Genomic DNA, 24,985 nt, shown 5'->3' on the forward strand with positions numbered 1-24,985 from the left:
CTGTGGCGAAAATCCTGCGGGCGGGGAAAGGAATGTAAATAGTTATGAGACATTTGGCGATTCTTGGGTCTACCGGTTCGATCGGGACACAGACGCTTGAGGTTGTAGATAATAATGAAGATATGAAGGTAGTCTCTTTAGCTGCCGGAAGTAATATTGATCTGGTAGAGCAGCAGATCCGCAAGTATCATCCGGAGGTTGTATGCATCTATCAGGAGGATAAGGCAAGAGAGCTTGCGCGCAGAGTAACAGATGAAACTGTCTCTGTGCTTTATGGAATGGACGGACTGATCGCGTGTGCTACTGCAGCTTCGGCGGACGTGGTTGTTGCGGCTGTTGTCGGCATGATCGGAATCCGTCCGGTCATCGAGGCGATCCGCTGCGGCAAGGATATTGCGTTTGCCAATAAGGAGACGTTAGTGACGGCGGGTCATATCATTATGCCGATGATACGGAAGTATCAGGTGCTTCTGACACCGGTGGACAGTGAGCATGCAGCGATATTCCAGTGCCTGAACGGGGAACATCATGGTGAGATCGCAAAGATCCTGCTGACCGCCTCCGGTGGACCGTTCCGTGGCAGGAAGAAGGAGGAACTTGCCAGTGTGACGGTCGAGGATGCACTGAGACATCCGAACTGGACTATGGGGAGAAAGATTACGATTGATTCCTCTACAATGGTCAATAAAGGACTTGAGGTTATGGAGGCACGCTGGCTGTTTGATGTGGATTATGACCATATACAGGTAGTGATCCAGCCACAGAGTGTGATCCATTCGATGGTAGAGTTCGTGGATGGAGCTGTTATGGCACAGCTTGGCACGCCGGATATGAAGCTGCCGATCCAGTATGCGTTGACATATCCGCAGAGAAGAAATCTGCCGGGAGAGCGTCTTGATTTTTCGAAGCTGACCGATATCACCTTTGAAAAACCGGATCCGGATACATTTCGTGGTCTTTCGCTTGCTTATCAGGCGGGACGCGAGGGAGGCAGCATGCCGACTGTCTTTAACGCAGCCAATGAGAAGGCTGTGGCAATGTTTTTGAACCGTGAGATCGGATATCCGGACATTCCGCGGATCATCGAGGAGGCGATGATGGATCATCGTAAGATCGCAGATCCATCGCTGGAGGAGATCCTTGCGGTCGAAGCCGAAGTATATGCAAAAATAGAGAAGAGATAAGAAAGGCTGGTTGTTGGAATGAATATAGTTGCGGCATTATTGATATTTACCGTTATCGTAGTGATCCATGAGTTTGGGCATTTTCTGCTGGCAAAGAAAAACGGAATTGAGGTTACCGAGTTTTCCGTGGGAATGGGACCGAGACTCATTACGTTGTGCAAGACGAATAACGGCATGGTGTGCAAGCTCTTTTGCAGTCAGAAGCTGTTTGAGGAGAGAGAGGACTGGCAGCATATTACGAAGTATTCCTGGAAGCTGTTTCCAATCGGTGGCTCCTGTGCCATGGTTGGTGAGGACATGGAGGATGATTCCGAGAACTCCTTTAACAGCAAGGGTGTCTGGGCGAGATTTTCCGTTATCTTTGCGGGACCGTTCTTTAACTTTGTGCTGGCGTTTGTATTCTCGATCATTATCCTTGGCAATGCCGGAATCGATATGCCGGAGGTTGTGCAGGTTTCAGCAGGACAGCCGGGAGCTGCAGCCGGTATCAAGGAGGGCGATATGGTCAAGAGCATCGATGGACACAAGATCTCCATCGGGCGTGAGATCACCACATATCTGCAGCTTCATCCGTTAAGCGGTGATACCGTTGCGGTAAAGGTGGAGCGTGACGGTAAGGAGCAGACGATCAATATTGATCCGGATTATAAGACTTATCTTTTTGGCTTCGGCTATTCTTCCGATGAAAAGGTTAAACCGACGGTTTCCGATGTGACCGATAAGGGTGCCTTCCAGAAGGCAGGGATCAAGGCAAATGATGTGATCCTGTCTGTCAACGGTACCAGGGTTTCCAACTGTGAAGAACTGACCAAGGCAATGGAAACTGCCAAGACCGGCAAAGAGGTTACCTTTGAGGTTGACCGAAAGGGGAAGGAAATGACCTTCAAGGTGACACCAACGCCATATGAGGGCAAGACGCTTGGCTTTGTTGCCGGAAAAGACGAGATGAAGGGACCGGGAGCGGTTCTTAAATACAGTGTGATCGAGGTGAAATACTGGATCGAGACAACGGTTGCCAGCCTTGGTCAGCTGGTACGAGGTAAGGTATCCCGCAACGACGTATCCGGTGTCGTAGGTATTGTCGATGCCGTGGGCGGCGTGATCGACCAGAGTGTGGAGTACGGTGTGAAGGCAGTTATCATTAATATGCTTTACATGTCAGTACTTTTAAGTGCCAACCTTGGTGTCATGAACCTGTTGCCATTGCCGGCATTAGATGGTGGAAGACTTGTATTTATTCTGATCGAGGCAGTGCGCGGCAAGCCGATAGACCGTGAGAAGGAAGGCTTCGTACATGTGATCGGTTTCTTCCTGCTGATGATACTGATGGTTCTGATCATGTTTAACGATATATGGAAGATAATTCACTAATCAGGGAGGGTGTGTGAAATGTACAGAGATCATACAAAAGTAGTTCATATTGGAGACTGTGCCATCGGAGGAGGAAATCCGGTGGCGATCCAGTCCATGACCAATACTAAGACAGAGGATGTCGCAGCAACCGTAGCCCAGATTCATACCTTGGAGGATCTGGGCTGTGATATCATCCGGTGCGCCGTGCCGACGATGCAGGCGGCTGAAGCGCTGGAGCAGATCAAAAAGCAGATCCATATTCCGCTGGTTGCAGATATTCATTTTGATTACCGTCTGGCGATCGCAGCCATGGAGCACGGTGCTGATAAGATCCGCATCAATCCGGGCAATATCGGTGACAATGACCGGGTGCGCGCGGTTGTGGATGTGGCAAAGGAGCGTAACATTCCAATTCGTGTCGGTGTCAACAGCGGTTCGCTGGAGAAGGAGTATATTGAGGAATACGGTGGTGTGACCGTGGAGGGCATTGTACGAAGTGCTCTTGGAAAGGTGAAGCTGATCGAGGATATGGGGTATGATAATCTGGTGATCAGCATTAAGTCATCGGATGTGCTGATGTGCATCAAGGCACATGAACTGATCGCGCAGAAGACGAATTATCCGCTGCATGTGGGGATTACAGAGTCCGGAACGGTCATGTCCGGCAATATCAAGTCGGCGATCGGACTGGGCAATATCCTGTATCAGGGAATCGGTGATACGATCCGCGTTTCCCTGACCGGAGATCCGAGTGAGGAGATCCGGTCTGCAAGACTGATCCTTCGCACGCTTGGACTCAGAAAGGGCGGCGTGACCGTGGTATCCTGCCCGACCTGCGGCAGAACACAGATCGATCTGATCGGACTTGCCGGAAAGGTAGAGGATATGGTGCGTGACATGGATCTGGATGTTAAGGTTGCCGTGATGGGATGTGTTGTCAACGGACCGGGAGAGGCAAGAGAAGCAGATATCGGTATTGCCGGAGGTAAGGGTGAAGGTCTTCTGATCAAGAAGGGGGAGGTCATCAAAAAACTGCCGGAGGATCAGCTTCTGAATGCACTTCATGATGAGTTAATGAAAATGCAGAAGTAAAGACGTATGAGGTGATAAGGAATGGAACAGACATTATTGGATACATTTGAAGGGCTCAAGATGACGGATCGTCAGAAGAACCTTTTTGCGGATGTGGTAGTGGACCGTGTCCGGCTGTTCCGTGGCAAGAAGATGATGTGTGTGGAGCTGAAAAGCAGCCACATCATTCCTTATCGGGAGATCCGCCTGATCCGTCACAATCTTGAAGCGGTGATGGGACCGGTGGGCTTTGATGTAAAGGTGGACGATCATTATAATCTGTCAGAGCAGTATCGTCCGGAGGACTTCTGGAAGGAATATCAGGACAGTGTGCTGGATATTCTGAAGGAGGATAATATTCTTGATTTCAATATCCTGTATCGTGGTCAGATCCGGATGGAGGGATCTGTATTGTCGGTAAGCTGTGAGGATGACTCTATGTACCGGGCAAGACAGGACAAGCTGATCCACAAGCTGCAGGATATTTTTGCCCGTAAAGCAGGCTTTGATATTGATGTGGTCGTAGAGTATACGGAGCCGCCATCTTTAGAGGCACCATCCAAAGAGTACGAATATGTGCGTCTGGAGAACCGTCCGGCATCGGCGAAAGCGCAGGCTTCAGGGAATGCACCGGAGCATAATGCAGAGGTTCCATGGGATGCTCCGGAGGGAAAGAAAGCTTCTGAAGCCGGAGCAAATCATGCGGATGAAGAGGCCGCTGCGGCTGCTGCGGCAGCAAGTGCGGCTATGCAGTCCGGCATGAACAGCGCACCAAAGGCACAGGCAGACAGTGGTGCCAAGAGCGGTGGAAAGAGCAGTAATGCAGGCGGTTACGGAAACGGTGGCTATGGCGGCAGATCCGGCGGCTGGAAAAAGAAAGGCTTTTCCAGAGGCAATATTGATGAAGAATGCTTCTATGGCCGTAACTGTGAAGGAGATCATGTACAGATCACGGATATCCAGGATGAGATGGATGAGGTCGTGATCGAGGGTATGATCACCGGTGTGGAGGAGAAGGAGCTTCGCAGCGGCAAGATTCTTTTGATGTTTAATATCACTGACTTTACCGATACGATCTCGGTCAAGATCTTTATGCAGCCGGAGCAGTATGCGGAGATTGAGGACAGCGGCAAGATTAAAAAGAACGAATTTGTTATTGTGAAGGGAATGCCGCTTCGCGATAAGTTCAGCCATGAGATCAGCATCGGCTCCGTGCGCGGTATCAAGCCGGGTCATGATACGAGAGTATACCGTATGGATAATTATGAGGGCAGGAAGCGTGTAGAGCTTCATGCGCATACGCAGATGAGTGAGATGGATTCTGTTATGGACATTAAGGCATATGTCAAGACGGCACTCAAATGGGGACATAAGGCGATCGCGATCACCGATCACGGTGTGGTTCAGTCCTTCCCGGATGCAGATCATGCCTTAAAGCCGGATGATGATCTGAAGGTGATCTATGGTGTGGAGGCATATCTGGTCGATGACCTGATCGAGACAGTATCCAATGACAGAGGCAAAGCCTCAGTGATCCTTTCGTTGTATTCGATCTGGAGACAACCGGTATCGGAGCCAAGAATAATGAGATTATCGAGATCGGTGCCGTGAAGGTTGTCGATCAGACGATCGTGGACCGCTACAGCGTTTTTGTTGATCCGCAGCGACCGATTCCTTATAAGATCGAGCAGCTGACCGGCATCAATGACAGCATGGTCAAGGGAGCAAAACTGATCACAGAGATTTTGCCGGAGTTTCTTGCATTTTGTGAGGGCTGTGTCATGGTGGCACACAATGCCTCCTTTGATATGGGATTTATTCATCAGAAGGCGAAGGATCAGGGGCTTCAGACGGACTTTACGGTTGTCGATACCGTTTCCATGTCAAGAGCACTGCTGCCGCACCTTGGCAAGCACACTCTTGATCATGTCGCAAAGGAGCTTGGTGTGTCACTGGAAAACCATCACAGGGCAGTCGAGGACGCGGAGGCAACGGCAGAGATATTCCTGCGCCTCTGCAAGCGTCTGGAGGAGAAGCAGATCACGACGCTGACTCAGTTAAATGAGTTTGGCAGACCGACCGAGGAGGTCATCCGTAAGCTGCCATCGTATCATGCGATCATTCTTGCCAAAAATGAGATCGGCAGAGTGAACCTGTACCGTCTTGTGTCAGAGTCACATCTGAAGTATTTCAACCGGCGTCCAAAGCTTCCGAAGAGCCTGTATTTGAAGTATAAGGAAGGACTTATCATGGGCTCTGCCTGTGAGGCGGGAGAGCTGTACCGTGGTATTCTCGAGGGAAAGACCGACGAAGAGATCGACCGTCTGGTGCGCTTCTATGATTATCTGGAGATCCAGCCGCTTGGCAATGATGAGTTTATGCTGCGCGATAACGACAAATATCCACAGATCCAGGATGAGAATGATCTGATGGAGATCAACCGCCGTATTGTTGCTCTGGGAGAGGAGTATCATAAGCCGGTTGTTGCAACCTGTGATGTCCATTTTCTGAATCCGGAGGATGAGGTATACCGCCGCATCATTATGGCAGGAAAGGGCTTTTCTGATGCGGATCAGCAGGCACCGCTCTTTTACCGCACAACGGAGGAGATGTTGTCTGAATTTCAGTATCTTGGCGCAGCAAAGGCAGAGGAGGTTGTGATCACTAACACAAATCTGATCGCAGACATGATCGATTATATTCATCCGTGCAGTCCGAGAAAATGTCCGCCGGAGATCGAAAATTCCGATCAGGATCTGCGTGATATCTGTTACAATAAGGCACATTCCATGTATGGAGAGGATCTGCCGGAGATCGTAACAGAGCGTCTAGAAAGAGAGCTTAATTCCATTATCAGCAATGGATACGCCGTTATGTATATTATTGCGCAGAAGCTTGTGTGGAAGTCGGTGGAGGACGGATATCTGGTAGGTTCCCGAGGCTCCGTTGGATCCTCCTTTGTTGCGACCATGGCGGGAATCAGTGAGATCAACCCGCTGCCGGCACATTATTACTGCGGCAAATGTCATTATTATGATTTTGATTCCGAGGAGGTGCGGGCATATGCCGGTTCTTCCGCCTGTGATATGCCGGATAAGAAATGTCCGGTCTGCGGGGAGATGCTGATCAAGGATGGACACGACATCCCGTTTGAGACCTTCCTTGGATTTAAAGGTAATAAGGAGCCGGATATCGATCTGAACTTCTCCAGTGAGTATCAGAGTAACGCACATGATTATACCGAGGTTATTTTCGGTGCCGGTCAGACCTTCCGTGCCGGAACCGTCGGAACGATGGCGGAGAAGACTGCATTTGGCTATGTCAAGAAGTATTACGAGGAGCACGGAGAGTCAAAGAGAACAGCGGAGATCGAGCGTATCGCCAGCGGCTGTGTCGGTGTCAGACGTTCGACCGGACAGCATCCGGGTGGAATCGTTGTTCTGCCGGTAGGCGAGGAAATTTACACCTTCACGCCGGTGCAGCATCCTGCCAATGATATGAAGACAAGAACCATCACGACCCATTTCGATTACCATAAGATTGATTCGAACCTTTTGAAACTTGATATTCTGGGACATCAGGATCCGACAATGATCCGAATGCTGGAGGATCTGACCGATGTGGATGCGGCAGCGATCCGTATGGATGATCAGGATGTGCTGTCACTGTTTGAGTCACCGCGGGCTCTCGGCATTACGCCGGAGGACATTGGAGGCTGTAAGCTGGGAAGTCTCGGACTTCCGGAGCTTGGCACCCATTTCGTAATGAACATGCTTGAGCAGACGAAGCCGAAGAGCTTCTCTGATCTGGTGCGTATTTCCGGTCTGTCGCATGGAACGAATGTATGGCAGGACAATGCGGAATATTTCATTTCGCAGGGCTATTGTACACTGTCTACGGCAATCTGTACCCGTGATGATATTATGACATATCTGATCCGTATGGGTGTCGAGAATGAGCGTTCCTTCAAGATCATGGAGAGCGTGCGTAAGGGAAAGGGTCTCGACGACAGTATGATTGCCGATATGAAGGCGTGCGATGTGCCGGACTGGTATATTGAATCCTGTCAGCGTATTAAGTACATGTTCCCGAAGGCACATGCGGCTGCGTATATTATGATGGCGATGCGCGTGGCGTGGTTTAAGGTACACCGCCCGCTTGCCTATTATGCGGCATATTTCAGTATCCGCGCGACCGCCTTTAACTATGAGTTAATGTGCCTTGGCAAGGAGAGGCTGGAATACTACATGGCTGATTACAACAAACGGTCCGACAGCCTGACCGATAAAGAGAAGTCCACTTTGGAAGATATGAAGATCGTGCAGGAGATGTATGCAAGAGGTTTTCAGTTTGTCAAGATCGATCTCTATCAGTCAAAGGCAACCCGTTTTCAGATCATCGATAATAAGCTTATGCCGTCTTTCTCATCCATCGACGGACTTGGCACCGTGGCGGCGGAGATGATCGAAGCAGAAGCGCAGAAAGGAAAATTCCTCTCCAGGGAGGACTTCAAAAACCGCTGTAAAGTCAGTGCAACCACAGTCGACACCATGGCAGAGCTTGGTCTGCTTGGCGATATGCCACACACCAATCAGATGTCACTCCTCGACTTCATGTAGTAAAGTGACTATGTACGGGATAGATGAACAAAGAGGGATGGACGCAAGCGTTTGCTTGTGTAACCATCCCTCTTTGTTTAGATATCAGCCGTATAGGCTGGGGCTTCCAACAACCTCAGACGGAAGTCCGCGGGTTGTGCGGACGAAAGCCGCTGATTTTGCGGCGGTCTGTGGTTTGTTGGAAGTCCCCCGTACATAGTGACGAATAAATTGTTATTCTTCGCTTTCCGCCGTCATCGGTTCAAATGTGCGGCGGGCATTCTGTTCCTTCTTCCTCTGGCTTGCATTTTTCATGGCTTCCTGACGGAAATAATCCTGCGCACAGAGCTTTTTCTTGCCGCGCAGATCCTGCTTGCGGTAGGTGCCGTCCGGTTGCATGATATGTGCCTTCAACGTATCCTGAAGCTGGATAGTAAGGATATGGATCACCTCAGACTTCAGTGTCTCGTCCTCCACAGGGAACAAGATCTCCACACGCTTATCCAGATTTCGAGGCATCCAGTCGGCACTTCCCATATAGACCTCCTCATGTCCGTTATTATGGAAATAGAAGATACGGCTGTGCTCCAGAAAATCACCGACGATCGAGCGGACATGGATATTCTCGCTGACACCCGGGATTCCGGTCTTTAAACAGCAGATACCACGGACAACCAGATCAATCTGAACACCGGCGGCGGAAGCTCATAGAGAGAAGCGATGATCTTTGCATCACACAGGGAGTTCATTTTCGCTTTGATAAATGCTTTCTTACCGGCTTTGGCAAACTCTGTCTCACGTTCGATCATCTCAGTGAAGCGGTCGCGCAGCCACAGCGGTGCAACGGCAAGCTTGTTCCAGACGGCAGGCTCAGAATAACCGGAGAGCATGTTAAAGACAGCCGTTGCATCCTCGCCGATCGCCTTGTTGCAGGTGAGAAGTCCCATATCGGTATAAAGTTTTGCGGTACTATCGTTATAGTTTCCGGTTCCGAGATGAACATAACGGCGGATACCGTCCTCCTCGCGTCGTACAACCAGTGTGATCTTGCTGTGTGTCTTTAAGCCGACAAGACCATAGATAACATGGCAGCCTGCCTGCTCCAGCTTTCTCGCCCAGATAATATTATTTTCCTCATCGAAACGTGCCTTCAACTCGACAAGAACCGTAACCTGCTTGCCGTTCTCGGCAGCTGCAGCAAGCGAAGCGATGATCGGAGAGTGGCTGCTGACACGGTACAGTGTCTGTTTGATCGCCAGTACATCCGGATCCTTCGCAGCTTCCCGGACGAAATTGACTACCGGATCAAAGCTCTCATATGGGTGATGCAAAAGCACATCGTGATTGCGGATCTGAGTGAAAAGGTTCTCCTCACTGTTCAGCCATTTTGGCTGCTGTGGTGTGTATTTCGGTACTTTAAGCTCATCGTAGCCCTCCATGCCGGAAAGCTTCATAAGGAAGGTAAGGTCGAGTGGCCCGTTGATATGGAAGATATCGTCTTCCTTAATATGGAGCTCCTTTTTGAGAACCTTTAACAGCTTTTTGTCCATGCCTTCCTCAACCTGCAGACGGATCGCCTCGCCCCACTGGCGGCGCTTGATCTGTTTCTCAATCTCCATTAAGAGATCGGCGGCCTCATCCTCCTCGATCGTCAGATCGGCATTTCTCATGACACGGTATGGAAATGCGCATAATACCTCGTAATTCATAAAAAGGCGGTGGATATTGCGCTCAATGATCTGTTCCAGCATGATATAAGTGCGGTCAAAGCCCTCCTCGGATGGAATCTCAACCACGCGTGGCAGACCGGAAGGAACCTGAACCGTCGCAAAATCCGTATCGGCAGTGCCGTCCTTTTTGGAGTTGTTGTGGGTGATGTAAAGCTCCCGGAAATGACCGTTTCCGGAGTGATCGCTATCTGTTGTTTTCATCTTGAGGATCGCACCGATATTTAAGGAACGGTTGCGGATCAGAGGGAAAGGTCTTGAAGAATCCACTGCCATCGGCGTCAGCACCGGATAAACCTCGGATTTAAAATAATTATCCACGAATTTTGCCTGCTTATGGCTCAGATCCTCATGATGGGAGAGGATGGCAATGCCCTCTTTTTTGAGAGCTGGGATCAGGCTGTTATTGTAGGTACGGTACTGATCCCTCATAAATTCATGGGTAACCTTGCTGATCTCCTCTAACTGTTTGGAAGGAGTCATACCGGCAATGTCCTTTTTGTCGTACTCAGCGTGCACCATATCCTTTAGGGATGCCACACGCACCATATAAAATTCATCCAGATTGGATGCGGTAATACTCAGGAATTTCAATCGGTCCAGAAGAGGAATCGTCTTATCCTGCGCCTCTCCCAGAATACGATAATCAAAGGAGAGCCAGCTTAATTCTCTATTGTAGAAATATTGTGGTTTTAAATAAATCGATTTATTCATGGTTGCCTCCGTTCTTTGCTTTGGTGGAATCTGTATGCTTCGGTGTCATTGTCTTTTTCTGCTTGAGGATCGGCTGGATACCGAATACCTCCTCGAAAAAGTCGGAGTGATTCCGGAAAATTCCCTGTTCCAGTGTGATGTCATATAAGGTCGAGCCGGTGATCGTTAGTGTCTGGCGGCGAAGGGACGTCGTGATCGCTGTAAACTTCTGCTTGTGGCTTCGATCCATGGCATCTGCAAGACGCAGGATCGCATTGAGCTTCGCAATACGCACATAATCCTCCTTATCAAAGCCATCCTGCAGTTCGCTGTATTCCGGAAAATAATCCCGCAGATACCGGACAGCCGTAGCAACGATCATACGCTCCTTGTGGGAAATGCCGATCAGCTCGGTCGACATAATGATCTTGTAGGAGTTTTCGCCGACCTCGTTCAGATTGATAAAGCTGCCGCAGTTGTGCAGGATGACAGCAATCTGCAGAAGCAGGCGGTCATGCTTTGTCATGTTCTGCTGGCGCTTGACCGCATCGAAAATCTTCAGTGCCGCATTTTCCACATATTCGCAGTGATTCCGGCTGTAATCATAGCGTGCTGCCGTGCTTCGTGCCGTATGAATGATATCCTCCAGAAAGCTATGTGCCGGAGAGATACGTTCCTTACGCTCCGCAAAGTCGGCAGCCATGCCTTCACAGAGAGTGATACCGGACAGCCACATCTGCTCCGCACCGGTCTCCTCAAAAATATTATGATAGATCATCGCTGTCGGAAGCAGGAGAGATGCCTGATCGACAGAGGTATTTAATTCCTTTGCCAGATCCTCCGGGTGCTGGGACGAGATCGCCTCGTAAAATTCATCATATTCCTGACGGCTGACAGAATCCTTCTTCTTGCCCTTGCTGTCTGTCGGCTGCAGGTGTCCGAAATTATGGACAGTGAGATATTTCACAAAGGTTCTGAGCTGATTGCCGACCGCAATGATATTCTTGATCTTGTGATCCTTCAGATACAGCTCGGAAAATGTATGAAGATCATTGGAAATATATTCGTACACCAGATTCTGATAGTTGTCGGTGTGCTTCTGCATATCCTGTAAAAACTCCTGAATACGAAGAGAGCCAAGCAGTATATTCTGTGTGCAGATCAGATTATTCTTGTCGAAGAGGGAAAGCTGCATACTGCCGCCACCGACATCGACCAAAAGAGTACCCTTCTGGATCAGACGATGAAAGGAATTCTCCTTAAAGGCGATGGATTTGTAGCAAAGATAACGCTGCTCGGAGTTGCTTAGGATCTTGATCCTAAAGCCCGTGCGCTGACGCACCTGATCCAGCACGATCAGATTGTTGTCTGCCTCGCGAAGGGCACTGGTGCTGGCGATCATGTAATCGGAGATGCCGTATTCTTTCATCTTCTCCTTAAAGCCGTTTAATATGGTACAAAGCTTATCAATGGAATGATAGCTGATATGTTTCGTTGAGTAGGTTTCATATCCAAGACGGGCGGTATGATGGACATAGTCCAGTTCGCGGATCCCGAACTTTTTGGATACTTCATAGATACGCAGGGATGTCTCGTGGGAACCCACGTCGATCGCTGCAAAGGTAGTGACTGCCATATCTGAAATCCTCCTTGCCGGTCGTAATGTAATAATGATGGAATTGTCCCTGAAAAGCAGATTCGGGGTAAAATGCCACCTGTTATTATTGTACGTTATTTTCGGGAAAATAACTAGCGTTTTTGGCGGATAATTCGACATTTTACAGTACCTTCAAAAGAATTTACCCAATGTTTACAAAAGGCTGGATTTTTTGAGGCAGAAATAGTATTATCTATAGATATACGATGGTGGAAAGGAAGTACAGATATGAAGACAGCAGATTTTGATTATGACCTCCCTCAGGAGCTGATCGCGCAGGATCCACTGGAGCAGAGAGATTCCTCCAGACTTCTGATCCTCGATAAGGAGACCGGGGAGAGGACACACAAGATCTTTCATGATATTATCGATTATCTTCACGAGGGAGACTGCCTTGTGATCAACAATACTAAGGTCATCCCGGCTCGTCTGATCGGAGAGCGTGAGGGGACCGGCGGCAAGGTCGAGGTTCTGCTTTTGAAGCGCAGATCGGACAACGTCTGGGAGACACTGGTAAAGCCCGGTAAGAAGGCAAGACCGGGGATGCGTTTATCCTTCGGCGGCGGACTTTTGCACGCCGAGGTGCAGGAGGTTGTGGACGAGGGCAACCGTCTGATCCGGTTTGAGTATGAGGCATTTTTGAGGAAATCCTCGATCAGCTCGGACAGATGCCGCTGCCTCCGTATATCACGCATCAGCTCAAGGATAAGAACCGTTATCAGACGGTATATGCCAAGTACGAGGGATCGGCGGCTGCACCGACGGCAGGTCTTCATTTTACGGAGGAGCTGCTTGAGCAGATTCAGGCAAAGGGGGTTAAGATTGCCAGAGTCACGCTTCATGTCGGACTTGGAACCTTTCGACCGGTCAAGGTGGAGGATGTGACCGAACATCATATGCACACGGAGTTTTATCATGTGTCTGAGGAAGCGGCGGACATCATTAATGAGACGAAGAAGCAGGGTGGCAGAGTGATCTGTGTCGGCACGACAAGCTGCCGTACGATTGAGTCAGCTGCGGATGATCAGGGAATCGTGCATGCCACAGAGGGGGATACGGATATTTTCATTTATCCGGGATATCAGTTTAAGGTATTGGACTGTCTGATCACGAACTTTCATCTGCCGGAGTCAACGCTTCTGATGCTGGTTTCCGCACTGGCAGGCAAGGAAAATATAATGGCAGCTTACAGGGAAGCCGTAGAGATGAGATATCGCTTCTTTTCCTTTGGAGATGCCATGTTCATAAAGTAATGATACAGAAAGGATATGGTGAGTATATGGACAAGCATTATGATGGCGAGCAGCCAAGACTGCGCAAAACATTGTTATTCATTTACAATCCCATGGCAGGTAAGGAGCAGATCAGGAATAAGCTGGCAGACATCATCCAGGTGTTCTGTGAGGCAGATTTCATTGTGACACTGATGGCAACAAACCGGCAGAATGATGCGAAAAACGCAGTGATTGAGTACGGCTCCCGATATGATTATGTTGTCTGTTCCGGGGGAGACGGCACAATGAATGAGGTGGCAAATGGCATGATGCGTCTTCATGAGAAGCCGATCTGCGGTTATATTCCGGCAGGCACGGTCAACGATTTTGCCTCCAGCTTAAGGATACCGAAGATTATGCGTCATGCGGCAGAGCTGGTGACACAGGGAAAGGTATTCCGCTGTGATCTGGGTTCCTTTAATGACAAGTTTTTCACTTATGTGGCAGGCTTTGGTGCATTTACCGAGGTGTCCTACACAACGCCGCAGGAATGGAAGAACATGCTTGGGAAAACCGCTTATTTCATAGAGGGACTGAAGCATCTGGCAGAGATCAAGCCGCATCATATGCGGATCACTTACGATGACGGTGTGGTGGAGGGTGATTTTGTACTGGGACTTGTCAGTAATTCCGTGTCCGTGGCAGGATACAAGGCATATCAGAAGGAAGACATCAAGATGGATGACGGTCTGTTTGAGGTGCTTTTCATCCGCGATCTAAAAAATGCACTGGAGCTGCAGGAGGTGCTCAATGCCCTTCTTACCAAGCATCTGGATGCGACAAAGATGTTTCGATGCAGCAGCCGGCATCTTCACATTGTCAGTGATGATGAGGTACAGTGGACGCTTGACGGCGAGGATGGCGGAAGTTGGGATGAGGTAGATCTGTTCAATCACCAGCAGGTACTTCCGATTATCTGCGGAGATGAGGCACTGGAGGATATTTCTTCCCAGATGGGAGAGGAGCCGGTATAACAGCGTGTAAATTGGATATGAGATCGACATAAGATAACCCGGAGGAAGCTCCGGGTTAATTTATACATTATGATATCAGGGATTGTAAAACATATATTGTATCCGGCTAGGACAGCTCCGCAATCCGGGAGACACCGACATAGATATCGCTGATGCGGTACCAGGTCGGATAGTCGACAACACCGGTCTGTGGCAGATGAAAGACCTTCTGGAAGATTTTTACGGCATTGGCGGTATCCTCGCCGTAAACACCGTCCGCAGCGATCTTCGGGATCAGCGGATAGCCTTTGGAAATGGTGTTTAACTGATTCTGGAGCTGGCGCACCTTCTCACCGGTTGAGCCGATCGTCAGATCGTAGCCCGGCCATGAGGCAGGAATTCCGGAAATTTCCTCTGACGAATTGATAAAGACTGAATCTCCATAGAAGCGCCGCAGGATCTCGATCGCCGAATAACCCTGATCTCCCAGTGTTTTGGATTCCCACTGGCGCATCCAGCGCGGACAGGAAACGCGTTTTCCGTCGCAATATTGCGTGAAAAGAGGTTGCGTAATATTTGGTCTCGATATATAATTGGAAAATATCGTATCAACTGCCTGAGAGATGCTTTCAAAGATATTGCGGCCGGGTATAAACTTCTGGTCGTAGGCGGTTGAGCTGGTGATCGTGAAATCGTATCCACGATTGCGGTACCATTCCGTATAAACACGGTTTAATGTTATGGACTGTATTGCCAGAATATTGGCAAGCAGCGTTTCTTCCGGCCAGGTGGCATAGATTTCGCTGGATGCAACATTTTTGATGTAATCCTTATATTTTACATAATAGTTCTGCGCTCCGGAGTCGCTTGGCGGACCGTCATGCACGATTACATATTCGGGGGATGGAGTGCGATAGAGAACGGGGGAATATTATGAAGGAACAATTATCCCGCAGGGAATTAAAATGGTCGAGACTTGACAATACGGCAAATCTGTTTCCGGTGATCGCAACGGAACGGATGACCAATGTCTATCGTCTATCTCTGACCTTGGAGGAGAAAGTTGATCCGGTGATTTTACAGCAGGCACTGGACAAGCTCCTGCCTTTGTTTGATCTGATGAATGTTCGGCTTCGAACCGGGGCATTCTGGTATTATTTTGAGACGAACCGCAAGCCGGCGCCGCGCGTGGAAAAGGAAACCGAGTATCCCTGCCGCAAGATGGAGCCGCAGTTAAATAACCAGTATCTGTTCCGTGTCAGCTACTATAAAAGACGTATCAATCTTGAGGTGTTTCATGTGCTGGCAGATGGCATGGGCGGCGTGACATTTTTGAAGGAATTAGCCTGTCAGTATCTGCGTCTGGCGCATCCGGAGCTTTGCAGTCAGGTTGGTGATCATTTGTCGGAGCAGACATCGCTTAACACGGAGGACAGTTATCTGAAGAACTTCCGAAAGGGGCAGCCAAAGGGTTACAAGTCCAAGCCGGCATTTCATATGAAGGGTGAGAAGCTTAAGGACGGAGCGTTTGGGGTGATCCAGGGATATCTTCCTCTTGATCAGGTCAAAAGAGCAGCCCATGAGCGCAGTGTGAGTATCAACGAGTATCTCGCAGGCGTGTATGCCTACAGCATCTACAGGGAATGCCTTCACGGCGCGGTGTCAGACAAGCCGCTGGTGCTGTGTGTTCCGGTAAATTTAAGACCATATTTTGAATCGATCACGACGAGAAACTTTTTCGGAATGGTTAGTGCAGCCTTCGAGCCGGATCATGAGGACTATTCGAGAGATGAGATCGAGCATATAATTGTGGAGTCATTGCGGGCACAGATCAACAAGGAGAATCTGGAAAAGCTGTTTTCATATAATGTGTCCAATCAGAAGAATCTCATGTTGCGTGCCGTACCACTTATTCTGAAAAAAATCGTGATGCAGTGGGTTTATCAGGTCAGCGCCAGAGCAACGACAACGACACTGACCAATTTAGGCGTGCTGAAGGTGGGTGAGGAATACCAGCCGTATATCCGGCATTTCTCGGCAATCCTGTCCGTTTCGCAGGGCCAGAATACAAAGATGACGATCTGCTCTTACGGGGGAGAGATGGTAATTACCTTCAGTTCGATTCTAAAAGACGTCTCTGTACAGAAACGGTTTTTCCGGACATTGGCAGAGGATGGCATACAGCCTGCAGTAGAGAGCAATCTGTAAGAAAAGAGGTGAGACTGTGAAGTGTTGTAAACGATGTGGCATTGAAGTTCTGGGAAATCGGGAGGTGTGCCCACTGTGTAACAGTGTTCTTCATCGGGAAGAGCCGAAGAACGGGGAGCGTGATACAGAGGAGGACAGCTTTCCGGATATTGCGGCAAAGCACAGAGTGCGCCGTCAGATTTTCTGGATCGCCACATATATCTGTGTCATTTTGGAAGCATTGTTTTTGTTCCTGAACAGGCTTTTTTCACCGGGCGTGCGCTGGTCTTTGATCACCGGAGTGGCAGCCGCATATATTTTATCAAGTTTGTGGCAGATGTTAAGCCGCCGCAAGGGACATATTGTAAAGATTTATTTTCAGGCTGCTGCTGTATTTGTTCTGCTGGCGGGTATTGATTATTCTCTGGGCTTTCAGGGCTGGTCGATCAGATACGGACTCCCCTGCGTGCTGCTTGCGCTTGCTGTGATCATTCTGGTCTGCATGATCGTGAATTTCGCCAACTGGCAGAATTATCTGACGATGCAGATATTTATGGTGCTTTTCAGTCTTGGATATCTGATCTATTCGGTTGTAGGCAGAGGCGGCAATCGGATCCTTTCGTGGATCGTGTTTGGAACGTATCTGACACTGTGGGTGATGACGATGATCTTAGGCGGGCGGAAAGCGGAAAATGAGGTTCGCCGCAAATTTCATTTATAATACAAAGGAGGATGCATGAGCGTAAAAGGAAAGATTGTCACTGATATGATTCGTTTCTTTACTTCCCAGAAAATGCTGGGACCAAAGATTCAGGACGGAACACTTCGCAAAAATCTGGTCGAGCCGCCATGGCACTGCCCGGACGAGTATCTGAATCTGCCTATTCATATGCGACAGTTTGAAATGGAGCTTCTCACGCCGAAGGCTGCCGACAATGGAGAGGTTGTGCTGCAGCTTCACGGCGGCGGTTATATTGCAAAGATCCGGAATGCGTACCGGGATTTCGCTGTCCGCTACAGTAAGATCGATCAGTACCGCGTGCTGTCGGTCGATTATCGCGTGGCACCACAGCATCCGTATCCGGCGGCATTTCAGGATGCCATCGAGGCATACCGCTGGCTTTTGTACTCAGGCTTTAGCGGGGATCGCATCATTCTCGCCGGAGATTCGGCGGGTGGCGGACTCGTATTGGCACTTGCCATGTATCTGCGCGATCAGAGTATGCCGCTTCCCAAGAAGCTTGTGATGATGTCGCCGTGGACAGATCTGACCGCATCGGGGCCTTCCTATCAGGAGAATTATGAGAATGATCCTCTTTTTGGCAATACAAGGGAGAGCATGATCTACAACGGCGAATATGCCGGCACACAGGATCCGAAGCTTCCGTATATTTCTCCGTTGTTCGGAGATTTTCACAGGCTTCCGCCAATGCTGTTCCAGGTGGGAAGTCTGGAAATGCTTCTGAGCGATTCTGTCCTTGCGGCGCAGAAGGCGAAGGAGGCAGGCTGTGATGTGACACTGACTGTGTATCAGGACATGTTTCATGTATTCCAGCTCAGCATGGATAAGCTGGCGGAGTCGAGAAAGGCATGGGATGAGGTGGCAGCATTTCTTGGTAAATGATGACAGAAATATATAATATGAAATTTCAATCAATAGGTATGTCCTAATTTTGGGACATACCTTTTTTGTTCTACACCTGATCTTTGATGGATACAATATAATGATATTGGTAAAAGGATATCGGATTGGAATGAAAGAAGAGAATCAATATGAGGATGCTGTCTTTGAGGGCAATTTCGAGGGATACGACGTCTATGTCTCTTATGACACAGACGGACTTGATATGGAGGAAGCCTATGCGTTGTATCAGGAGGCATGCAATAGCATTTTGTATCGCAGTCTTGCACAGATGGCACAGGAGGGGAAAAAATGATCCGGTGCGCCTTATACCTGCGTCTGTCCAGAGAGGATGGCGAAGGAGAGAGTAACAGCATTCAGAGCCAGCGCATGCTGTTATTACAGTATATGAAAGAGCAGGAACAGATGGAATGTGTCGGTGAGTGGATCGATGACGGTATCAGCGGCAGCCACTACGAACGTCCCGGATTTCAGACAATGATGGGCGCTGCACAGAGAAGAGAATTTGACTGTATCCTGTGCAAGGACTTGTCGCGTCTTGGAAGAGAATATATTCAGACAGGCTATTTGCTGCGGGAGATTCTGCCACGGCTGGGAATCCGCCTGATCGCCGTGGCAGATCATTATGACAGTTACGATGCCGGTTTTATGGAGGATTCCCTGCTGATGCCGGTCATGAGTCTGATGAATGATGCGTATTGCAGAGATATTTCCAGAAAGGTGCGGTGGCAGCAGCGAACAAAGCGGATGATGGGGGAGTATATCGGTGCATTTGCCTGCTATGGATATCAGAAAAGCAGCGTGGATGCGCATGTGCTCGTCATTGATCCGGAGGCGGCGAAAATTGTCCGCATCATTTATCTGCTGCGGCTTGGCGGCATGGCGGCAGAAAATATTGCCGGTGTCCTGAATATGGGACAGATCAAAAGCCCGTATGAATATAAAAAAATGCAGGGAAGTCATTATCATTCCGGGTTTGTTCCGGAAAACAACGGACGGCAGGAAAAACTCTGGACACCGCAGACCGTGCGCCGGATCCTTTCCAATTCCATGTATACAGGTGTAATGATTCAGGGAAAAGATCAGAAGCTCAGCTACAAGCTTCAAAAACGCGTTGCACTTCCGAAGGAGAAGTGGATCTGTGTAGATGGTGTGCTCCCGGCAATCATTCCGAAGTGGGTTTGCGAGCGGGTCAGAAAGCTTCAGACGAAACGGATCCGTTGTCAGAAAGGAAATGTGTTTTGTGTGCCGTTTGCCGGATATGGTCTGAATGCAAAGGAGCAGGAAACGGCACAGAAATGGCTGCAGCAAAAGATGACACAGCTTTCCTGTGGAATTGCCGATCATGAGCCATGGTGAAACGGTTGTGGGTGGCTTTGTTTGTAGAGGAAATTCATGTGGTTCGGCAGGGGGGGAGGGCTGGAGAGGCAAGGAAAGTAAATGCAACCCAGCAGGTGGACATGAAAGAATAATAAGTGCAATCTGACAGATGGAACTAATCGGAAATGAAAGAATAATAAATGTGATCCGACAGACGGAACGGGCTGAGGATAGAATAACAAATAGATCCGGAGTGATAAGAAAGGTGGGGAGAGAATGGAGTATCTGGTTGGAATTTACGCCCGCTTGTCCGTAGAGCATGGCACTGCCAAGGACAACAGCATACAGAATCAGATCCGACTGGCGAAGCAATGGCTGGAAGAGCAGAACGCCAAGCTGGCTCAGAAAAAAATACGGTGCGAAAGCTTGAGTGAAAAACAAAAGGAAGAAGGAATTTGCGTAGCGGATCGTTGCAGACTTCAGGATATTTATGTGGACAGCGGTTGCAGTGGAACCACATTTCGCCGCCCGCAGTTTCAGCGGATGCTTGAAGATGCACAGGAGGGGAAGATCAACTGTATTGTGTGTAAGGATGCTTCCCGGATTGGCAGAGATTATCTGCGAACCGGTGAATATCTTGAGAAAATTTTCCCGCTGATGGGAGTGCGCGTAGTCTGTGTCAGCGATGGATACGACAGTGGGCGCGAGATGCCGGGAAGCCTCGCCGGTAATCTGAAAAATCTTATGAACGAATGGTATGCAAAGGATATCGGAAGAAGGGTACGTCTTGTCAAACAACAGCAGAGAGAGCGTGGATGCTATCTGGGGAGCAGAGCGCCCTATGGCTGGCAGATTATTTACTGCGATGGAAGAAGGGGGCTTGAAAAGGATCCGCCGGCGTATGAGGTGATCAAGCAGATGGCAGAAAGGCGGCAGCAGGGGATGAGTTATCGGCAGATCGCGGGGTGGCTGGAGCAAAACGGGGTCAATACACCGGAACATTACCGGAGGACCGGTGAGGTGTATCGGTTTGAGTATGGTGAGAAACAGCGACAGACCTGGGAGGCATCCGGGGTACGCCGTATTCTTTTATCACACACCAGAGGGGATTACCACACGACTTAATACGATCTCACCCGTTTCGCTGACATCCTTGACCTCACTCTCCGGAATCTTCGGCGGGTAATCGCCGTACAAGGTGTGTGGTGGAATTACATAAATCACGCTGTTATCATTCGGCGCCTCAAACTGCGGAATCAGGGAAATATTCTGCAGTGCCGTCTGCCCTGACAAGATTTCCGCTCCGGAGATCACTGTCGGTTCAAAGCCGGGAGCGGTAATCTTTAAGTTAAATACAGAATAAGGCTGTGCGGCTTCCGGCTCAAGGCTGTATTCGAGCGGCGGTGCCGGCAGATCAATGGTATCGGTCTGACCATTGGAATCCGTGGAAAGCTCATCAATCACATCCTCCGGTTCATTGCTGTCCGTAATCTGTACCGTGGCTCCCGACACGGCGCGCGAGCTGATCATCGAACTGACATTTACAAGCAGCCTTCCGGTATCCGGGAGGTCCTGCTGCATGGCATATAATTTAGACATACTACTCCTCCATATAAAAAGAATCTACTCTTTATAGTATGGCGAAAAGAAAGAGAGGTGAATGAGGGATTTTGACATATCACGAAGTTCGGGTTAAAATAGCAGAAAAGAAAGCCTGTAATCATTTTGTAGGTTACGAGAAAGGAAAATTGATACCAATGGAAACAATAAAGATTAAATATTTTACAGACAAGATTGATAAACTGGAGTATATTGATGGAAAGTCCGACTGGATCGATCTGCGCGCATCGGAGGACGTGATACTGAAGGCGGGAGATTTTGCTCTGATCCCTCTGGGAGTGGCAATGGAGCTTCCGCAAGGATACGAGGCACATATCGTACCGCGCAGCAGCACATACAAGAACTTCGGAGTCATTCAGGCAAATCACTGTGGCATTGTCGATGGCTCTTACTGCGGTGATAATGATATGTGGAGAATGCCGGTGATCGCTATGCGGGACACCGAGATTCATGTCAATGACAGGATCTGTCAGTTCCGTATTATGAAAAATCAGCCTCAGATTCAATTTGACGAGGTGGACAAGCTGGCCGGAAAAGACAGAGGAGGCTTTGGAAGTACAGGAAAACAGTAATCCATAGCTTTCTAGGATGGCGGGGCGCAGTTGTTCCATAGGGGGGAGTTTATCCTTGCTCCGTTAGATAGCTTCGTGCTTCCGACTTGGAAATCTGATAAATCTCGCGGAGCTTCGTGCAGATAAAGGAGTCGTCACAGCCCATGGAGCGAAGCGCAGCTATTGTTTTTGAAACTGACAGGGTCATTTGAACTTGAGCCAGCTTAATCTGAGCCTGTTCAACTTCGATCTGAGCCATCTTGGCATTCATCTGAGCCTGCTTTGCCTCGGCTCGAGCCTGTTTGGCTTTGTGTTGCATTGCAGCTGCCTGAGAAAAGGCAATCTGCGCTCTCAGTATTGCCCTGTCCCGCTCCTGCATGCAATGGTGTTCTTCGGGATCGTATTCGTAAAGATTCACAGCAATCACCTCACTTTGTCTGAATTGAAAGCGATTATAGCATGTGAAATCATAAAAATCCATTGTATAAATCAACAAAATGACAATAAAATAATGGCAGATATGCCGGGCAATAAAAGCAGTTCGTTCAATATGCGTGAAAAATATATGGACGAATTTGTTGAAACGTTACAGGTATCCGATGAAAAATATGGCATTTTGACGGATAATGAGGCACATCCCATACAGCAGCTATGCAGGTAGATTGGCATATTGCCAGTGCCGCGCAAAGTGTTGCAAGCCCCTTATGAGTGAGAGGGGGGAGCTGAAGTGGGCTTGCCCGCTTGATTTTAAAAGAAGAGAGTTTCGTGGGAGAGACTCTTTCTTTTTTTGTGCACATTGTTCAATTATGTGCTATTCGGCAGAAAAAGTGTTGCAAATTCCAGTTAAGTATGTTATCGTTTTAGTGTTTAATAAGTAGACATAATACATATTATGTCGTACTATTGTAAAATAGGGAGGAAGGAGACCGGATTATGTGGTATGTCATTCATACAATGTCCGGAACCGAGCAGAAGTGCGTGCAGCAATGCAGACAGTATATTGATCCGGCGGACTATGTCGAGATGTTCGTGCCTCAGTATATTACGAAGAAGCACTTCAAGCAGGAGTGGCATGATGTAGAAAGGACCTTATTTCCAGGATACATATTTGTAGACACGGATCGGATCGATCCGGTGCTTGAAGGTCTGAAGAAGGTACATCAGTACACCAAAGTCCTGCGCGATGCCGATGTTATCTCTCCAATCACCAGGCAGGAGCAGAAGTTCCTGGTGGACATGATGGATGACCGGCATATCGTACAATATTCCGAAGGATTTCTTATTGGCGAAAAGGTTTGTATCACCTCCGGTCCTCTGAAGCATTACCAAGGCTGTATCAAGACGGTGGACAGACACAGGCGGATCGCCAAGCTGGAAATACCGGTCTTTGGCGGAATGACCCCAGTCGAAGTGGGGTTTGGAGCCGTTCGCAGAGTCAGTCAGGAAGAATTTCACCAGATGAAACAACAAAATATCCGGAAACATCAAACATCACCCAGGGGAAAGCCAGGACAGGTCAAAGTGCTTAGCGGTGCCTTTGAAGGAATGACCGGCAAGTTGCTTTGTGCAGAACCGGAACGGGATGAGTGGACGATCGAACTGGAGCTCTTTGACGTGGCAACAAAGGTAATCTGCCCACGGGAAGAGATTGAGATACTGTAATGTAAGAAGCCAATCGGTGGAGTGACGAGTGTCGCGCTGCATCGGGCGGTGGATAGAAAGAGCGTAAGCGAAGCCGGAATTGCGGGCTGCCGGAGGGCGGTTGGCGAGTGGCGAAGCACGCTCTTTTTCTGATTCGGTTATAGAGTAGAGATGAGTGTACTCGATGGATATTTTGTGGAGTGGAAAACAAGGAAAATATGATTGCAGGGGAATTGGATATAACAGCATAAGGGAATACTTAGGCGCGTGTGATGAACACATGAGGAATTAGAGAAAAATACCATCTGCGAATAGCAGATGTGTACATAGATTTGCGGAAGAAAAACGACGAGGAGTATTTGAGGGATGAGGAAGAATAAAATTAGAATATTGCATGTGGCGCAAGCCGCTGGTGGCGTGGATCGCTACATCCGAATGCTCCTCAAGTATTTGGACAAAGAGAAGTTTGAGAATATATTGGTTTGCTCACAAGATTTCCATGAAGAAGACTACATAGATTTGGTGGATTCATTTGAAAAGGTAGAGATGACAAGAGCCATTGGAGGTAGCGACCTAAAGGCAATTAAAGATGTTAGAACACTGATAAAGAAATATAATCCTGATATTGTCTATGCACACTCCAGTAAAGCTGGAGCAATTGCTCGAGTTGCAGATATTGGTCTTAAGAATCACTGTGTATACAACCCACATGGGTGGGCATTTAATATGCGATGCTCTGCGAAGAAAAAAGCAATGTACACAGCTATTGAAAAGATTGCAGCACCATTCTGTGACAAAATCATTTGCATTTCAGATGCAGAAAAACAGTCAGCACTAAATAAGAGAATTTGCAAAGATGATAAATTGCAGGTCATTTTCAACGGTGTTGACATCGAAGCCTATGAAAATGGAGTACATGGCGCAGTTAAAAGGAAAGACATGGGCATTCCAGAAGACGCATTTGTTGTTGGTATGGTTGGACGAATGAGTCCACAAAAAGCACCAGATGTGTTTATTAAGATGGCAAAGAAGGTAAAAGATGCAATTCCAAATGCACACTATATTATCGTCGGCAATGGAAATCAGGAAGACGAAATCAGAAAGTATGCGGAGGATAATGGTTTCTCAGATAGTCTACATATTACAGGTTGGGTTGATAACCCAATGAGCTATGTGGAGCTTTTTGATGTTGCATGCCTGTTGAGCCGCTGGGAGGGATTTGGATTAGCACTTCCTGAATACATGATGGCGGGTAAGCCGATTGTAGCAAGCAGTGTGGATGCTATTCCGAATATAATCCGGGATGGAGAAAATGGCTTACTTGTTGAAGTGGATGATGCTATTGGTGCAAGTGAGGCTGTACTACGGATTTATCAGGACAGGAAATTGAAAGATAAATTGGTGGCACAAGGATTAGAAGATGTACATAACAGATTCAATGCTCGAAGGGTATCAGATGAGCACGGGAAGTTGTTTGAAAATATGTGAGAAATAGTAGACTGACTTTTAGGATG

At 48.5% G+C, this 24,985-nt stretch carries 16 protein-coding genes and 5 pseudogenes; 16 read left to right on the plus strand and 5 right to left on the minus strand.

Annotated elements, in window-relative coordinates; genetic code table 11:
• The first annotated feature begins 44 nt into the window (after nucleotides 1-44).
• The 5 genes and pseudogenes from DXA20_RS03510 to DXA20_RS03525 form a co-directional block, all read left to right on the plus strand.
• A complete protein-coding gene (locus DXA20_RS03510) occupies nucleotides 45-1,184 on the plus strand; it encodes a 1-deoxy-D-xylulose-5-phosphate reductoisomerase (protein ID WP_118559323.1) in 1,140 nt (379 codons plus the stop codon).
• Between the two features lie 18 nt (nucleotides 1,185-1,202).
• The gene (gene rseP, locus DXA20_RS03515; RefSeq protein ID WP_118559324.1) at nucleotides 1,203-2,555 is read left to right on the plus strand and encodes an RIP metalloprotease RseP; all 1,353 of its coding nucleotides are present in this window, start codon (nucleotides 1,203-1,205) and stop codon (nucleotides 2,553-2,555) included.
• Nucleotides 2,556-2,573: 18 nt separating this feature from the next.
• Nucleotides 2,574-3,629: a flavodoxin-dependent (E)-4-hydroxy-3-methylbut-2-enyl-diphosphate synthase gene (gene ispG, locus DXA20_RS03520; protein WP_118559325.1), complete on the plus strand. Its 1,056-nt coding sequence runs from the start codon at nucleotides 2,574-2,576 to the stop codon at nucleotides 3,627-3,629.
• A gap of 21 nt (nucleotides 3,630-3,650) precedes the next feature.
• Nucleotides 3,651-3,827: pseudogene (locus DXA20_RS18580) on the plus strand (PolC-type DNA polymerase III N-terminal domain-containing protein); the annotation flags it as partial.
• Between the two features lie 357 nt (nucleotides 3,828-4,184).
• A pseudogene (locus DXA20_RS03525) lies at nucleotides 4,185-8,227 on the plus strand (PolC-type DNA polymerase III); the annotation flags it as partial.
• Between the two features lie 213 nt (nucleotides 8,228-8,440).
• Here the strand turns inward: DXA20_RS03525 and DXA20_RS03530 are convergent.
• Together DXA20_RS03530 and DXA20_RS03535 are read right to left on the minus strand one after the other, a co-directional pair.
• Nucleotides 8,441-10,647 (minus strand): annotated as a pseudogene (locus DXA20_RS03530) (RNA degradosome polyphosphate kinase).
• Complete coding sequence (locus DXA20_RS03535; RefSeq protein WP_158577116.1) at nucleotides 10,640-12,262, minus strand: Ppx/GppA phosphatase family protein; 1,623 nt, start codon at nucleotides 12,260-12,262, stop codon at nucleotides 10,640-10,642. Before DXA20_RS03535 ends, DXA20_RS03530 begins: the two are co-directional and overlap by 8 nt.
• 249 nt (nucleotides 12,263-12,511) lie before the next feature.
• Between DXA20_RS03535 and queA the strand changes: the two are divergent.
• Together queA and DXA20_RS03545 are read left to right on the plus strand one after the other, a co-directional pair.
• Nucleotides 12,512-13,536: pseudogene (gene queA, locus DXA20_RS18280) on the plus strand (tRNA preQ1(34) S-adenosylmethionine ribosyltransferase-isomerase QueA).
• 26 nt (nucleotides 13,537-13,562) lie between these two features.
• Nucleotides 13,563-14,531 (plus strand): diacylglycerol/lipid kinase family protein, encoded by a 969-nt coding sequence (locus DXA20_RS03545; protein WP_158577117.1) that lies wholly within the window; start codon nucleotides 13,563-13,565, stop codon nucleotides 14,529-14,531.
• 106 nt (nucleotides 14,532-14,637) lie between these two features.
• Here DXA20_RS03545 and DXA20_RS03550 read toward each other — a convergent pair.
• Nucleotides 14,638-15,432, minus strand: a pseudogene (locus DXA20_RS03550) (peptidoglycan-binding protein); the annotation flags it as partial.
• 11 nt (nucleotides 15,433-15,443) lie between these two features.
• Between DXA20_RS03550 and DXA20_RS03555 the strand changes: the two are divergent.
• From DXA20_RS03555 to DXA20_RS03580, 6 genes are all read left to right on the plus strand, one after another.
• A complete protein-coding gene (locus tag DXA20_RS03555) occupies nucleotides 15,444-16,718 on the plus strand; it encodes a hypothetical protein (protein WP_118559329.1) in 1,275 nt (424 codons plus the stop codon).
• A 16-nt stretch (nucleotides 16,719-16,734) separates the two neighbouring features.
• A complete protein-coding gene (locus DXA20_RS03560; RefSeq protein ID WP_118559330.1) occupies nucleotides 16,735-17,418 on the plus strand; it encodes a DUF6320 domain-containing protein in 684 nt (227 codons plus the stop codon).
• Between the two features lie 15 nt (nucleotides 17,419-17,433).
• Nucleotides 17,434-18,321 (plus strand): alpha/beta hydrolase, encoded by an 888-nt coding sequence (locus tag DXA20_RS03565; RefSeq protein WP_118559331.1) that lies wholly within the window; start codon nucleotides 17,434-17,436, stop codon nucleotides 18,319-18,321.
• 130 nt (nucleotides 18,322-18,451) lie between these two features.
• On the plus strand, nucleotides 18,452-18,634 hold the full coding sequence (locus tag DXA20_RS03570) for a hypothetical protein (RefSeq protein ID WP_118559332.1): 183 nt from the start codon (nucleotides 18,452-18,454) through the stop codon (nucleotides 18,632-18,634).
• On the plus strand, nucleotides 18,631-19,698 hold the full coding sequence (locus DXA20_RS03575; RefSeq protein WP_118559333.1) for a recombinase family protein: 1,068 nt from the start codon (nucleotides 18,631-18,633) through the stop codon (nucleotides 19,696-19,698). The genes DXA20_RS03570 and DXA20_RS03575 overlap by 4 nt, the downstream gene beginning before the upstream one ends.
• 237 nt (nucleotides 19,699-19,935) lie before the next feature.
• Entirely contained in the window at nucleotides 19,936-20,784 is an 849-nt protein-coding gene (locus DXA20_RS03580) for a recombinase family protein (RefSeq protein ID WP_118559334.1), read from the plus strand.
• On the opposite strand, the gene DXA20_RS03585 is transcribed toward DXA20_RS03580, so the two are convergent.
• On the minus strand, nucleotides 20,752-21,258 hold the full coding sequence (locus DXA20_RS03585; protein WP_118559335.1) for a carboxypeptidase-like regulatory domain-containing protein: 507 nt from the start codon (nucleotides 21,256-21,258) through the stop codon (nucleotides 20,752-20,754). The two genes, DXA20_RS03580 and DXA20_RS03585, sit on opposite strands and share 33 nt — an antisense overlap.
• Before the next feature lie 158 nt (nucleotides 21,259-21,416).
• On the opposite strand from DXA20_RS03585, the gene DXA20_RS03590 reads away from it, so the two are divergent.
• Nucleotides 21,417-21,851: a dUTP diphosphatase gene (locus tag DXA20_RS03590; protein ID WP_022305289.1), complete on the plus strand. Its 435-nt coding sequence runs from the start codon at nucleotides 21,417-21,419 to the stop codon at nucleotides 21,849-21,851.
• Nucleotides 21,852-21,900: 49 nt separating this feature from the next.
• Here DXA20_RS03590 and DXA20_RS03595 read toward each other — a convergent pair whose 3' ends face one another.
• Nucleotides 21,901-22,248: a hypothetical protein gene (locus DXA20_RS03595; protein ID WP_118559336.1), complete on the minus strand. Its 348-nt coding sequence runs from the start codon at nucleotides 22,246-22,248 to the stop codon at nucleotides 21,901-21,903.
• Between the two features lie 515 nt (nucleotides 22,249-22,763).
• Here DXA20_RS03595 and loaP point away from each other — a divergent pair.
• Together loaP and DXA20_RS03605 are read left to right on the plus strand one after the other, a co-directional pair.
• On the plus strand, nucleotides 22,764-23,492 hold the full coding sequence (gene loaP / locus DXA20_RS03600) for an antiterminator LoaP (RefSeq protein WP_118559337.1): 729 nt from the start codon (nucleotides 22,764-22,766) through the stop codon (nucleotides 23,490-23,492).
• 345 nt (nucleotides 23,493-23,837) lie between these two features.
• Entirely contained in the window at nucleotides 23,838-24,959 is a 1,122-nt protein-coding gene (locus tag DXA20_RS03605) for a glycosyltransferase family 4 protein (RefSeq protein ID WP_118559338.1), read from the plus strand.
• The last annotated feature ends 26 nt before the right edge of the window (nucleotides 24,960-24,985 follow it).

Source organism: Roseburia sp. AM59-24XD, from assembly GCF_003478445.1.
Lineage (GTDB): Bacteria > Bacillota > Clostridia > Lachnospirales > Lachnospiraceae > Jutongia.

Coding starts and splice junctions, on each gene's coding strand:
- DXA20_RS03580 (WP_118559334.1), top strand. CDS start 19,936: ATGGAGTATCTGGTTGGAATTTACGCCCGCTTGTCCGTAGAGCATGGC.
- DXA20_RS03570 (WP_118559332.1), top strand. CDS start 18,452: ATGAAAGAAGAGAATCAATATGAGGATGCTGTCTTTGAGGGCAATTTC.
- loaP (WP_118559337.1), top strand. CDS start 22,764: ATGTGGTATGTCATTCATACAATGTCCGGAACCGAGCAGAAGTGCGTG.
- DXA20_RS03605 (WP_118559338.1), top strand. CDS start 23,838: ATGAGGAAGAATAAAATTAGAATATTGCATGTGGCGCAAGCCGCTGGT.
- DXA20_RS03565 (WP_118559331.1), top strand. CDS start 17,434: ATGAGCGTAAAAGGAAAGATTGTCACTGATATGATTCGTTTCTTTACT.
- rseP (WP_118559324.1), top strand. CDS start 1,203: ATGAATATAGTTGCGGCATTATTGATATTTACCGTTATCGTAGTGATC.
- DXA20_RS03590 (WP_022305289.1), top strand. CDS start 21,417: ATGGAAACAATAAAGATTAAATATTTTACAGACAAGATTGATAAACTG.
- DXA20_RS03545 (WP_158577117.1), top strand. CDS start 13,563: ATGGACAAGCATTATGATGGCGAGCAGCCAAGACTGCGCAAAACATTG.
- DXA20_RS03575 (WP_118559333.1), top strand. CDS start 18,631: ATGATCCGGTGCGCCTTATACCTGCGTCTGTCCAGAGAGGATGGCGAA.
- DXA20_RS03535 (WP_158577116.1), bottom strand. CDS start 12,262: ATGGCAGTCACTACCTTTGCAGCGATCGACGTGGGTTCCCACGAGACA.
- DXA20_RS03555 (WP_118559329.1), top strand. CDS start 15,444: ATGAAGGAACAATTATCCCGCAGGGAATTAAAATGGTCGAGACTTGAC.
- DXA20_RS03510 (WP_118559323.1), top strand. CDS start 45: ATGAGACATTTGGCGATTCTTGGGTCTACCGGTTCGATCGGGACACAG.
- DXA20_RS03585 (WP_118559335.1), bottom strand. CDS start 21,258: ATGTCTAAATTATATGCCATGCAGCAGGACCTCCCGGATACCGGAAGG.
- ispG (WP_118559325.1), top strand. CDS start 2,574: ATGTACAGAGATCATACAAAAGTAGTTCATATTGGAGACTGTGCCATC.